The following is a 12817-nucleotide window of genomic DNA, read 5'->3' as shown; positions in this document are numbered from 1 at the left end:
ACACTTCAAAGAATACTCACAAATAACTTATTGGTGGAAGCCTACGATCCTGAAAGTCTGGCGGATTGGTGCAAAAGATCCTATCCCGCCTTGGAAAGTTGCCGCGAGTTCAGAAGGCAGCTTCTCGACGCCATACAGCATCCCGGCCTCGTCTCCCCAAAAAATTACGAACTATGGACTTTGGATGACGGGTTCCCCACACAGGAGCTGCTACAGTCTCATCTAAAAGACATCTGGAACATGTGCTTTCCTGATGAGGCTCTCAAGTAAAAGGCAGGCCCAGTCGGAGTTGCTGCATTTGATTGAATAGGAATGGGGTCGTGATAAAATAGTGCGGATAAAGTTATTGATCGCACTGGGATTCTTTCACCGCATACATTTTTGAATGCATCCTGACAAATAATGAAAGCACCTTATCGACCAAAACCGGCCTTGGAATCCTTGATCTCATCTCATCTCAACGTGGAAGCTTACGCGTTAAAAGAGCTTGCCAGATGGTGCCGGGCTGCTTGGCCCTCTTCTAGCCGCGCCCGTGAGTTCAAAGAACAACTTCGAAACGCGATCAATACCCCAGGGTTGATCACGCCAGAAATGTACGAAAAATGGACCAGCGACGACAAACTGGAAACTCAGGAAGCAGTGAACATGCGCTTAAAAGATCTTTGGAACGCTTGTTTCCCTGCGGAGTCCATCACATGAAGAAAAGATGCCATGCCCGAATGGTATTAAGTTAAGCGCATGTATCGCAGCATTGAACGTATGTGATTGATCCATTGCCGCCCTCCCCACAGGCCAGTGGGGGAAAAAGGGGTCAGGGTGCAACTCTTGACAAACCATTGAATACAGGAAAAAGGGGTCAGGGTGCAACTCTTGACAAACCATTGAATACATGCTTCACAAGCGAATGGTACGCACCTTTCATTTCTGGTATTAAGGCAAGTATTGCGCGTGCATGATTTTGGAATAGCCGAAGAGGCAGTCGTAAAAATTATCTGTCAGATTTTGCACCCTGACCCCATTTTCCTGACCCCATTTTCCCTGGAGGCGTACCGACGCGGAGAATGGGTGACGCCTTATCCGGACGGCCCGGTGGGCTCGCCTCCGCCGTTGCCGGAGTATCTGAACACCTAAAAACTCAGGTCCCCGGACTCCTCCACGACAAAACCCACGTCTTCCACAGCGTCGAAGACCTCCTAAACTCCGACTACGCAAGGCAGCATCCATTCTCAAAGGAAGACTTGGCTGGCCTGCAAAACGCCGAAGGCTTCCACGATCCCAAGACCGGCCACAGCGTCATCATTGCTGGCAATACGGAGCTGCGCGCCGGTGAGACCCTGCACGATGCGCTGACCCGCGTCATCCTCCACGAGCGCGTGGGGCATGACGGCTTGCAGACGCTGCTAGGCTCCAAGAACAGCAAAGCGCAGCAGCATTGGGACGGCCTGACCCAGCGAGTCCCACAGACAGAGCTGGATGCCATCGCCAAGCAAGAAGGTTACGGGCATCTCGCGGGCGACCACACCGCACTGGCCCACGAATGGTTCGCCCGTCAGGCCGAGAAGTCCCCCCACCTCCTCAAGCAGCCCGGCCTGCTGCGCGACATGTGGGAAGCCTTCAAAGCCCAGCTCCGAAAAATGAGCAACAACTGGAAGGACACGGACGAAAGCCACCTCGACACCCACCTGCAAGAACTCCTGCGCCACTCCCGCAAAGCCGCGCTGCGGACTCCCGCTGCAAATCAAAGCGCCAGTCAGCAGCATCCCTCGGCAAACTGATACCATAATCTACCACTCAGACCGATGACATAGACCTAGCGCGGGGCCCTGCTGCGGCAGCCGGCCTTCAAAGAAAACTTCCCCCTGGGGTTCAAAGCCGTCGCCGCCGGTAGCGTGAAGGAAGGCCTGCGCGAAGAAGCCCCCACCTGCCGGACCTCCTTCAGCACCCGCTGCGTGCCCCACCCCCTGAATTGCGGCACCTGTCAGCCGATGTCCCCAGCTACTTGAATACCACTTACTACCATCATTGAACATTTTTTAGTTGCATTCCCAGATCACGGCCCAATCCTTTTTTCGATCTCCTCAATCAACCCGACGCTGTGAAGAACACGGAAGGTGCCACCGCCGCCCTGCGGCCACGCTCCTCCCATGCCTTCCTACCTCCAGCTTTCAAAGCTTCTCCATCCCAGCGCCGAAGAAGACAAACTGCCGCAAAACCAGCGCACGGCAGGCGCTTCCCAGCCGCCGACGCAGCAGCAGCCACTGGGCATCCCCTACCGGCCGCCGGAGCAGCCCGCAGGCTCGCGCTATTTAACGCCGATGCTCCCGCCCGCGCAGCGGCAAAAAGCCGTCACACCGCCCCCACCATTCGCCGCCAAACCTCCAACTCCGCAGCCTCCAGCTCCGCAGCCGCCCGCGCAGACTGAGCAGCCGCCGCCCGCAGCAGTGAAACCCGCCGTATCGCCCCCCCAAGGTGGCCCCGGCGCGCAGACTCAGACGCCCGCCCCAGTCACCAACACGCCCCTCCCCTCCCCGGCTGCAGCCCAGCCGCCCGCCACGCCAGCTCCCGCCCCCACACCTTCAAACAGCCAGCTCCCGCAAGCAGCCGCGCAGGTTGCGGCACCTTCGCCTGCGGCAAATCCAGGCCAGCAGCCACAGCAGCAGCCGGCACCCGCAGCACCCGCGCCTGCTCCAGCCAATCCACCCGCAGTAGCCCCTGCCAAAATCAATTCTCCCAGCACGCCGCCACCCGCCGTGGCACCCAATGCGGCCACCACCACCCCTCATCCTTCACCATCCACACCGGCAGCCGCAGCGCCCTCACCCAAACCCAATAGCCGCGGCAACTATCCCTCTGCCCCGAGCAACGCCGCCGCAGAAACACCGCAGGCCGCCCCTCCAGCGCCGCCAGCCCAGCCCCACACACGCGCGGCAGCGGAAGCAGAGGACGCCGCAAAGTATGAAGCCGCCCGCCTCGCGAATGCCAGGCAGCACGGTGCCGCCATCCAAAACGGCAAGCTCGTCCCGCACCCGGATGGCAAGGGTCTGCTGCACAACACCGGATTTGTCTCCACCACCGATTCCAACTCCCCGGAGAAGCCCCCCGCCTTCATCTACCGCGACGACCCCGACAAAGGCATCGCCGTCCCCTACCGCGATGACCACGGCAAGCATCACCAGATCCCCGTGAATGAAATCACCCGCGTCGCCGGGCCAAATGGCAAGGTGGAATACCACTTCATGGTAGGCGGAAAGCCCATCAGCATCCCCGAAGACAGCAAGTCCCCGCTCTTCCAAGTGGCCCCAGACGGCAAACGCTTCACCACCACCCCGGACGGCACCCGGCTAGATCTCGGCAATGACATCCAGACGATGGCGCAGAATGGCGTGATACCACGCACGGAGGCAGCCGAAAAAGCCCTCCAGGAAAAAACCACGCAGGGCGCAGAAATCACACGCCAGCTCACCGAAAAGCAGGCCCAGGCCACCGCCGCCCAGCAGCGCCTCGACGCCGCCCACCAGGCCGTCGCAGCCGCAGACCAGGCCACCGGCCCGGACTCACAGACCCAGCGCATCCGCGCCCGCGAAGAGCGCATCAAAGCAGAGGAAGCCCTCCAGCAGCGTCAGCAGGAAGTTCAAGCACAGCAAAAGCTGCAAGACGACCACTACAGCACCGCCACCAGCGGGCAGATCGCCCGCAGGAAGGATATAGCCCGCTACAAAACCGCCGCCGCAGAAAGCCCCGCAAACGCCCAGTGGCAGAAAGACGCCATCTCCGCACACGAAGACACCCGCGCCATCCAGCTAAGCCTCATCGCCGAAGCCGAGAAAAAAGACCCCGCCGCCGCCGCCGCCGCCATGCGCCGCGCGCTCGTCCCCCAGCACACTCAGCGGCTCTTTGCCGCCGCAGAGAAATCTTTTGGCGGCACCCAGCCCGCCGCAGGCCAGACCCTCTTGCTCAAAGACATGCTCATGCAGGCCCCCGAGCTGAAAATGGGCACGGCCCCCCTCAAGCAGGCCGATGCCGCACTCACCACCTCACAAAATGCCCTCGGCATCACCGACCCCGAAAACGTCCACGTCACCCGCAGCGCAAACGGCAGCTACAGCCTCTCACGCCTCGCCGCAGACGGCACACATCAGCCCTTTGCCACCCTGGACCCCAAGACCAACAGCATCACCCTCACCGCCGGGCCGAATGGCCAGTTCAGCCAGACCGCGCTGGATCTCGCCAAAAGCGCCCCCGCAGGCACCCCCGTGTACCTCCCCAGCGCACAGCCCCCCTTCAGCGAGGCACAAGTCAGCGACCTCATCCAAAAAGGCCAGCAGGCCACCACCTCCACCTCCGACCGCAAAACCGCAGACACCGCCCTCACCCAGGCCGGCCTCTCCCCAGAGGGCATCCAGAAACTGCGCAATGACGGCCGCCTCTCCGTCCAGGACGCCAAATTTTTAAACGACAAGTTCAACAGCGGCGTCGGCTCCTACGCCCAGCGCGAAGCCTACGAGACCTTGCAAAAGCAGAGCGCCGGACTGCAGCAGATGTTCCAGGACAGCAAGGCCCCGGCGGACAAGCCCAACTTCAAAAGCTGGATGGATAAAGGCGACCCCCAGCGCGATGCCCAGGTGCAGGCCAAAGCCAAAGAACTCGGCATGAGCGAAGACGACGTGCGCCGCGCCATGGAAGACCAGCGCCGCACCGACTTCGCCACCCCGCTCACGCAGCAGGGTCACGATCAGCAGGCCGGCATTGTCAATGCCGGCCTGCGCGGCATCGGCTTCTCCGGCCATGACCAGGACACCACCCGCACCCTCACAGACGGCAGCCTCGCGGTGAATCCCTCCCTCACCGATGACAAGGCCAAATTTGAAAAAGCCATCCAGGACAGCAACGCCAGCCCCGAGGCCAAGGAAGCTGCACTCAAGAGCTGGCCCGCCCAGCATGAAGCCTGGCTCACCCGGGCCACAGACACCCTCAAGGCCAACAAGACCCTCCCCGGCGTCCAGGACTACACCGAGTGGCTCACCAGCAACACCCTCGCCGGTCACTTCTCCCAGAAACTCCCCGACGGCAGCCTGCGCCAGTACACCGACAACGAGAAGACGCAGATCTACCTCGATGCCATGCAGAACCGCAGCGGCGTGCGCAAGTTCATGGACATGGTCAGCACCTCCCTCGTCTCCGGCGGCGGCCAGGTCGTCGCCGGTCTGCTCGGAGCCGAAGCCCTCCTCAGAAACGGCTTCCAGGACCTCACCGGCGTCAATGTGGGCGGGCAGGCCCTCAGCGAAGCCGCCGCAGCCATGGCCGCGCAAAATCAGGGCCTCATCCAGTCCAACGAGCTCACCGGCACCACCCAAGGCAAGATCGGCAGCTTCCTCAGCGGCTTGATCTAGGCCGTCCCCAGCGTTGGCGTCGCCATCGCCACCGGCGGCACCGCAGGCCTGATACTCGGCGCAGCGCAGAGCGCCGGCGGCACCTACACAGACCTGCTGCAAAACCACATCATAGCAGGAGACAGCATTGAGGAAGCCTACAAAAAAGCCGCAGGCGCCGCCATCGCCAGCGGAGCCGTCAGCCTCGCCCTCAGCAAGGTCATGCCCGGCGGAGCCCAGGCGCTGAACAACCCTGCCACCAGAAAGGCTTTCACCACCACCATCACATCCTTCATCAAAGGGGGCCTGAAAGAGATCCCCCAGGATGCCATCGACAGCGCGTTCAACACCATCATCTCCGAGATGAACAAAGGCAAAACCTTCAACGAAGCCGCCACCAGCTTCGCCGAGCAGTTCCCTCAGAACGCCTTCACAGCCGCCCTCCTCGGCGGCGGCGTGTAAGCCATGGCAGACAAGAAAAACGGCTCCCACCCAAGCACCCCCAGCAACACCCCGCCACCTCCACCCAGCTCAGGTTCCGACCAACCATCGCAAACCGCCTCCCAGGTAGATCCGTCCGCCCCTCCACCGCGTCCTGAGCAGCCACCCATCATGACCGCAAGCGTGGACGGCCCGGATGTCCCCTTGTTGCCCCCCGGCTCCCCGCCGTCGGGTAATGGCGTCCCCATCACCCCCATCGCCGTCGAAGGCCGCGGCCCACCCAGCCAGCCAGCCCAGACCTCAACACAGCCACAAGTACCAGTTAATACCACAGATACAGCCGCGAGTCCGCCTTCCGCAGTTCCACCCTCTGGCCCGCCATCACCTACGGCACCCGCAGCCACGCCAACGCAACCCACCGCCCCCGAAAGCCAGCCGCCGCAAACTTCCGCCGCCAGCCCATCTTCACCGCAACATATACCACAGAATACCACTCCAGGCACCGCCGACGCGCCACCCGGCAAGGCACCTTCCAAGGAAGCCGCCGCAGCCGGTCCAGTCATGACGCTCGAAAACCCCTCCCAGGTGCTTGGCGACATCGAGCGTCTCAAAGCCAATGCCATTCATGCCAGGCATTTTGTCCGTCACGTATTGCTCGTGGAGGGCACAACCCCTCCACGAGCCCAATAGCTCGACAATGTGTACCAACACATTTAGAGAAAATGAATTGTTACGCTTTGTGAGCAGACCGCAAAAATTACTTTGAGGTAACACACCTGGAATATTGGGTTAACTCATTCTGGAATTCGCCAAGACATAAAGCCATCTGGTATAGTTACAAAGTGAGATCTCCTTCCACTTTTGCCTCTCTGCCAAAATTGCCACCACCTGCTGGTAAGGCGGGCTGCATGTCCGACATGGGTGAACAGTTGGTCATTTGCGTACTTGAGGCAGCCTGCAAATTAATGGGAGGCACCAATGCCTGGGTGAGACGCAATTCTGGCGATTGCTGCCAGATCGTAGCCCAGCACAATTCTACTTACAAAAACGATTCCTCGCTAAACACCATTTTGTTCAATGCCGCACAGCAAATCTATCCGCGCCCGGTGCTGTTGAAAACAGGGAACCGTGACACTTTGCTGTGTGTTTGCCTTTCAGATGGTAATGCGTCTGATGGCTTCAGTTACATGTTCGGAATGTTAATTGCCGGCCCCTTTGAGCTTACGGAGCGTCTCGCAGGCATTGTTGACGGTTTACGGTGCAGTCTGCACACACTTATCTGGAGCCAAGCAAGTTGGCAAATGACCGAAGGAATGAAAGAACAGCAAATGCTGGCAGTGACATGCTCCTTGTGCCGCCGCCGGCACACGACAGAGAATGGCTGGATGCATTGGGATGATTTTCTTTTTCTGAAAACAGGACGCGCCAGCTCCCACACGGTGTGTGAGCCCTGTGCATTAGCGCTTTACGGAGAAATTTTGCAAGATACGATATGAGGTTTTCCAACCTGCAACATCTAAATGTCTAATTCCAGCCGAAAATCTCACCACCGAACTGCGGTGGTCGAGGACGATCCAGTTTACCGTGCCTATTTGACCAGCCTGCTTAAAAACACAGCCGAAGTGGAGTGGGTGCATGCTTGGGAAAGTGCCGAGGCCATGCTGGCAGACACGCACCTCCCTGCTGTAGAGCTTCTCTTCGTTGATCTGGAGCTTCCCGGTATCAGCGGGCTGGAGCTGATTTCCCAGTTGAAAAAGCTCCAAAACCCTCCGGTTTGTGTGGTGCTGACCTCCTCTCTTGAGCCTGAGCATGTCTTTTCCGCGATTCGCGGCGGTGCATCCGGCTATTTGGTCAAGACTCTGGAACCGCAGGCTTTTCTGGAAAGTTTGAGACAGGTGATCAAGGACGGTGTGAGTCTGAGCCCGTTCATTGCGCGCATGCTCATTGATGAATTCCGTGGTTCACCGCCGCATCCTGAAGGCGGGCATAACGCCCTGAAAAATCTCACTATTCGTGAGCGTGAGGTGCTGGACAGCATGGCCAGAAATTGCAGTGCAAAAGGTGTAGGCGAGGCGCTGCGCATGAGCCATGAAACTGTGCGTGTGCACATGAAAAAAATCTATCAGAAGCTGCACGTGAATTCGAAGTCCGCGGCTTTGGCGGTGCTGGCACAAGAGAAACAGAGCTAAATTGAGCGTTTCATCCTGGCCTGCAGCAGGGACGCTGTTGCCTGCTCAAGGTGCGCTCCAAATGTCTTATGGAGTACTGCTGTCACACGCCTGCCCTTTTCAATTGTCGTCTCCAATTCAAGGCAGATCTCCACGAGAGCACGCATGCCAAAAATGGAACTTGCTCCACGCAGGGCATGGGCTTCCTTGCGACATGCTTCCAACTGACCGCGCTTCAAGGCCGCTGTGAGCTGCTGATGGCGGCTGGGAGCTTCCTCCAACCAGATGTCAGCCAACTTGCGGGTTTCATCTTCGCCAATCTGCGCTGCTAGTACTGCCAGAGGATCCGCTACAGGTGCTGCCTCGAGGCCTTCCGCCCGCACGCTTGCATTCAGAAGCTGTTCCAGCGATTCGGGGGTGAAAGGTTTCGACAGATGCTCGTCCATGCCGGAAGCAATGCAGCGCTCCCTCTCCTCCGGCAGGGCATTCGCTGTCATCGCGATGATTTTGCAATGCACTCTTGTCCGGTTTCCACACTTGGTTTCCAACTGGCGGATTTTACGCGTGGCGGCATATCCGTCCATGATGGGCATCTGGCAGTCCATCAGCACGACATCAAAACGCTGCTTCTTGTAAGCGGCCACAGCCTCCATGCCATTGATGGCAACGACGGCTTTGCACCCGAGATTTTCCAACAGCAGGCAGGCCAGACGTGCATTGATGCGGTTGTCTTCAGCCACCAGCACATTGAGCCCGAGCGTCCGCCGGTGGGGCAAGGCGCTCTTTGGTCTAGACGCCAGAGCAGCAGGCCAGACAGCCGTGCGCAGGGCCTGGCGATGCAAGGGCAGTGTGACAAAGGAGGCCTCCGCAGGTGCGGCTCTGCCGGTTATGACTGCCGAACCGATGATGACCACCTGCCGCCAATTGATGCATGACTGCTTTGTCTGTGCGGCAGGAATCCATGCGACGTCAAGCACCAGCACCTCATCCGCCGCATGGCTAGCGGCCAGATGCCTGCGTACCTGGGTACGTTTCAACTCATGAAATTCCACGCCTGGCGCAGCCAGCGCATTGCGGATGCATTCCCGCATGGCAGGCGATGTGTGTGCAATAAACACCTGCCTCGTCATGCTCTGTCGCGCGACCTGTGTGTTTTGTGCGCCATGCAGCGGCACGCGGAACCAGAACTGCGATCCGCGCCCAACCACGCTTTCCACTCCGATACGCCCGTTCATCCCGTCCACCAGCTTTTTGCAAATGGCGAGTCCAAGGCCTGTGCCGCTAAAACGTCGAGACTGAGAGATGTCCAACTGACTGAATGGCTTGAACAAACGCTCATGATCCGAGTCTGAAAGACCGATCCCTGAGTCTTCCACGCGAAATTCCACCTGACCATCCACGCCTGCCACGCGAATGGTCACGTGCCCTTTGTCGGTGAATTTCACGGCGTTTCCCGCGAGGTTCAGCAGCACCTGTCGCAGGCGACCTGCATCTCCACGGATCGCCTCCGGCAGTTCGCTGTCGATGATGGCCGCCAATTCCAGCCCTTTCGTGGCGGCTTCGTTATGAAGCAGATCTACAACGCCCTCGATCAGTTCGTCCACCACCAACGGCTGCTCGCACAGTTCGATCTGGCCAGCCTCGATCTTTGCGAAGTTGAGAATGTCGTCGATGATCTTTATCAGAGCGTGGCCGCTGTGCAGCACGGCGTTCACCATTTCCGATTGTTTTGCATCGAGCTGGCTCGTCTGCAGCAGGCCAGCCATGCCGATGACGCCATTCATCGGCGTGCGGATTTCATGGCTGATCATGGCGAGGAACTCGTTTTTAGCACGGCTGGCGGCCTCCGCCTTGTCGCGTGCGGCACGCAGCTCCTCCTCGATCTGGCGGCGGCGCTGCGCCTCGCGCCGCGCGACTATCATGCTGCTCACGGCTGCGAGAAAGGGATCCAGTTCCTTGATACTTTCCTTATCGTAAACCTCCGGGCGGTTGGCCAGTCCGATGAGCCCCACCATCTCCAGCCCGTTGTAAATCGGCAGTCCCAGGAAGCTGTGAATGGGCGGGTGCCCTGGTGGAAGACCGCCGCTGCGCGGATCCTTCGCAGCATCATTCGCGATGACCACCTCCCTAGTGACCAATGCAGCGCCGAAAAGCGTTTTCAGATTGCGAAACTCCAACCCCACAGGCCCCACTGATTGCATGAAACTTCGCGTTGCCTCATCCCATGAAATGTCCGTCAGCGAATAAGAACGAAGATAGGGCTGGTCCTGCTCATCTTTCAAGACTTCAGCGATGAAGCCAAAGCTACTGCACGTGTGCCGCACGATGACATCCAGCATTTCGGTAAACACGGGACCTACCTCTGTGGTGCCGATAAAGTGCTCCTGCGCGGATCGGATGCCATTGAGTAGCTCCGCACGCCGCTTCACGGCCTTCTCTGACTGCTTGCGGTTGTGGATGTCCATCTGCGTGCCGATCATGCGCTGCGGCAGGCCTTCTTTGGTGCGGGACACGATGCAGGCCACATCCTGCACCCATTTCCATGAGCCGTCTTTGCAGCTCAGACGGTGCTCGCAGCGGTAGTCTGGCGTCTCTCCCCTGAGATACTGGTTCAGCGTTTCCATTACGAACGCAAGGTCATCCGGGTGTACACGCGAACTCCAGCTGTCCACGTGCTGAGGCCACTCTCCTGCCTCGTAACCGAGCATCTGCTGCAGCGCGTCTGTGTAGATGACAGAGCCGCTGATGATGTTCCAGTCCCACACGCCCAGCCCGTTGTTTTGCAGTGCAACCTGCCAGCGCTCATCCGTTTGCTGGAGGGTGCGCTGGGCCTCTGCCAACTCAGTGATGTCGTGCACGGTGCCAATGATTGTTCGAATATTGCCGCATGAATCCCGGCTTCCTTCTGCGCTGCTGCGGAGATGCCGCACGTCGCCATCCGGGCGGATGATGCGGTAGTTTATCGTCGTGGCCTCCCCGGTCTTCGCCACGGAATCGACGAACTGCATCACGCTATCCACATCCTCGGGATGGATGGCGCGGCGGAAAAGCTCCAAACTCACTTCCACGGAGCCGGGTTCAAAACCATAGATGCGGCACTGCTCAGCCGACCAACTGAGTGAGCCATCAACCAGGTCAACCGTCCAGTTGCCGAGATGAGAGATGCGCTGAGAATGCTCGCAGGCCTTTGCCATCAGGATCCTCTCGGTCACATCCTGCATGGTACCAACGACGCGGCAGGGCACGCTTCCGACATCATACTCAGCCGCTACCAGTGTGTGGACATGACGAATTTCTCCATCAGGACGTGTGACGCGGTAGGACAACTCCTGGCTTACACCAGTGCGTGCCACCGAATCCAAGACTTCCAGAAGCCGGGGGATGTCCTCTGCCAGCACAGATTTCCTCACATGATCCATCGTTGGAGTGAAACTGCGCGGCACGTAGCCGTAGATGCGGAAAATTTCATCTGACCACGCCAGCATGTTGGTGTGTAAATCCCATTCCCATGTGCCGATATGAGCCAGTTTTTGACCCTCGTTCATCGCACGTTCGCTTTTGCGCAGCGCCTCCTCGGCCTCCAGTCGCTTCAAAAGCAGACCGAGCAGACGGCCGATGTGATTGAGCCCATTCAGCAGGTCGGCGTCAGGGGCGTCAAGGTTCTGGCTGAAAAACTCCAGCACGCCGCACATTTGGCCATCTACATGAACTGGGATAGCAATTGCTCCCGTGATGCCGCATTCTACCGCTGCTAGGCCATGGAGAAAGTTTTCATCTTGGCGCACATCGGTGATCCAATGACTGGTGCGCGTTGCCCACACCCAGCCAGGAAGTCCCTTGCCTACGGCAAAGCAGATGTCCTGCGAGGTCTGCATGAGCGGTTTCACGTGCCCACCTTCTTGCTGCCAAGTGTTGGCAAGCTGCAAGGTTTCTCCTGTGATGCCGCGAACCCACCAATTGCCCAGTGACGACTGCAGCTGGCTTCCCAAGGCAGCAAGCATAGTGGGTATGATCTCGGTCATTTCGACTCCGCTGGAGATGACTTCGGCTGCTGTCGCTTCAAGCTGGCGGCGCATTTCATTGCGCTTGCTGCCCGACACATCAGCTTGGATCGCCATGAAATGAGTCAGACTGCCTTGAGTGTCATGAATCGGCTGTACCTCAATGTCCACCCAGTAAGGCGCTCCATCTTTGTGGTAGTTTAGGATCACCGTGCGAAAGCCCTCACCTGCGCGAACCTTGCGGCCCATGTCGCTAGCAACATGCGGATCTGTGCGCTGGCCCTGCAGGAATGATCCGGGTTTCAGGCCACGCACTTCATTGAGAGTCCATCCCGTCATGCGTTCAAAAGCATCGTTTACCCATTCGATGAGGCCATCCTTGTCGGCCAGGATCACCGCGTTGTCCGTTCTTTGCGCCACCATCGCCAGCTTACGCAACTCTTCGTTGGCGATGCGGTGCCCCTGCACCACATCCAGAAGATCCTGCGCCGAATCGTGCGGGGCAAAGTCTGCAAGGGTCAGTCCCAGGCGGTCGAGTTCATCAGACGTGTTCAACCAAGGCGCACCAAGAAAGACGTTCAGGCCCGAATCCTCCAGATGCATCACCTGACCGCGCATCAGCATTCCCGTGCCATGATGTCGCAGCAGCAAAAGCTCGCCGCAGTGCTTGTCCAGCCACTCTGCATTCAGCATCCCCTGCGGCCTCTCCAGCTTGAAGAGCCGCTCAAGCCGCGAACCGGCGGATACATCTGGCGCGATGCGCGCCAGAGAGGGGCCCGCATGCATGATACGCATCCTCCGGTTCCAAGTGAAAAGAAACGGGAACGCCTCTTCCATC

9 protein-coding genes are annotated in these 12817 nt (G+C 59.0%); 8 read left to right on the top strand and 1 reads right to left on the bottom strand.

Annotation, left to right across the window (positions count from 1 at the left end):
- From PSV43_RS14040 to PSV43_RS14005, 8 genes are all read left to right on the top strand, one after another.
- The coding region (locus PSV43_RS14040) for a hypothetical protein (protein WP_300198311.1) at positions 1-270 on the top strand (270 nt) is incomplete at its 5' end.
- A 132-nt stretch (positions 271-402) separates the two neighbouring features.
- Positions 403-699 (top strand): hypothetical protein, encoded by a 297-nt coding sequence (locus PSV43_RS14035; protein WP_300198308.1) that lies wholly within the window; start codon positions 403-405, stop codon positions 697-699.
- 362 nt (positions 700-1061) lie between these two features.
- Entirely contained in the window at positions 1062-1775 is a 714-nt protein-coding gene (locus PSV43_RS14030; protein WP_300198305.1) for a hypothetical protein, read from the top strand.
- A gap of 369 nt (positions 1776-2144) precedes the next feature.
- Positions 2145-5390: a hypothetical protein gene (locus PSV43_RS14025; RefSeq protein WP_300198303.1), complete on the top strand. Its 3246-nt coding sequence runs from the start codon at positions 2145-2147 to the stop codon at positions 5388-5390.
- 201 nt (positions 5391-5591) lie between these two features.
- Positions 5592-5831: a hypothetical protein gene (locus PSV43_RS14020; RefSeq protein WP_300198300.1), complete on the top strand. Its 240-nt coding sequence runs from the start codon at positions 5592-5594 to the stop codon at positions 5829-5831.
- Between the two features lie 150 nt (positions 5832-5981).
- Entirely contained in the window at positions 5982-6500 is a 519-nt protein-coding gene (locus tag PSV43_RS14015) for a hypothetical protein (protein WP_300198297.1), read from the top strand.
- A gap of 218 nt (positions 6501-6718) precedes the next feature.
- Complete coding sequence (locus tag PSV43_RS14010; protein ID WP_300198295.1) at positions 6719-7306, top strand: hypothetical protein; 588 nt, start codon at positions 6719-6721, stop codon at positions 7304-7306.
- Between the two features lie 24 nt (positions 7307-7330).
- On the top strand, positions 7331-7999 hold the full coding sequence (locus PSV43_RS14005; protein WP_300198292.1) for a response regulator transcription factor: 669 nt from the start codon (positions 7331-7333) through the stop codon (positions 7997-7999).
- Here PSV43_RS14005 and PSV43_RS14000 read toward each other — a convergent pair.
- Complete coding sequence (locus PSV43_RS14000) at positions 7996-12816, bottom strand: PAS domain-containing protein (protein WP_300198313.1); 4821 nt, start codon at positions 12814-12816, stop codon at positions 7996-7998. The two genes, PSV43_RS14005 and PSV43_RS14000, sit on opposite strands and share 4 nt — an antisense overlap.
- Between the last annotated feature and the right edge of the window lies 1 nt (position 12817).

This window comes from Prosthecobacter sp., from assembly GCF_029946185.1.
Lineage (GTDB): Bacteria > Verrucomicrobiota > Verrucomicrobiia > Verrucomicrobiales > Verrucomicrobiaceae > Prosthecobacter.
This window is presented reverse-complemented; position numbering and strand designations above follow the sequence as displayed.

Coding starts and splice junctions, on each gene's coding strand:
- PSV43_RS14010 (WP_300198295.1), top strand. CDS start 6,719: ATGTCCGACATGGGTGAACAGTTGGTCATTTGCGTACTTGAGGCAGCC.
- PSV43_RS14005 (WP_300198292.1), top strand. CDS start 7,331: ATGTCTAATTCCAGCCGAAAATCTCACCACCGAACTGCGGTGGTCGAG.
- PSV43_RS14020 (WP_300198300.1), top strand. CDS start 5,592: ATGCCCGGCGGAGCCCAGGCGCTGAACAACCCTGCCACCAGAAAGGCT.
- PSV43_RS14030 (WP_300198305.1), top strand. CDS start 1,062: ATGGGTGACGCCTTATCCGGACGGCCCGGTGGGCTCGCCTCCGCCGTT.
- PSV43_RS14015 (WP_300198297.1), top strand. CDS start 5,982: ATGACCGCAAGCGTGGACGGCCCGGATGTCCCCTTGTTGCCCCCCGGC.
- PSV43_RS14035 (WP_300198308.1), top strand. CDS start 403: ATGAAAGCACCTTATCGACCAAAACCGGCCTTGGAATCCTTGATCTCA.
- PSV43_RS14000 (WP_300198313.1), bottom strand. CDS start 12,816: ATGGAAGAGGCGTTCCCGTTTCTTTTCACTTGGAACCGGAGGATGCGT.
- PSV43_RS14025 (WP_300198303.1), top strand. CDS start 2,145: ATGCCTTCCTACCTCCAGCTTTCAAAGCTTCTCCATCCCAGCGCCGAA.